Consider the following 364-nt stretch of genomic DNA (forward strand, 5'->3'; position numbering starts at 1 on the left):
CGCCGCCCCCGACCCCGGCGTCAACGGGTAGCCGATCGTGACGTCCACCGTCGTCTCAGTCGGGCCATACTCATTGACCAGCGTGGCCACCGCGGCATAGCGATCCACCAGCTCTGCGGTGCACACCTCCCCCCCGGTAATCAACGTCAACCCGCACAGCTGCTCCGCCGGCAACGCCGCCAACGCGCTCGGGGTGAACTTGGCATGCGAAACCCGCTGGCACGCCATCAAATCGGTCAACTCCCGACCCGGCACCGCCTGCTCCTCGGTGGGAATCACCGCCGCCGCCCCCGTCAACAACGCCCACCACAAATTCCCAACCGACATATCAAAAATCAACGGCGCAAACTGCAACACCCGACTA

General features: G+C 64.8%; 1 protein-coding gene. It reads right to left on the reverse strand.

Features of this window, described 5'->3' with window-relative positions; all coding sequences use genetic code 11:
* On the reverse strand, positions 1-357 hold a 357-nt coding region (locus AC5Y6X_RS24485), incomplete at its 3' end, for an AMP-binding protein (protein ID WP_499989728.1).
* Positions 358-364 lie beyond the last annotated feature (7 nt).

The organism is Mycobacterium sp. NGS26, from assembly GCF_059813025.1.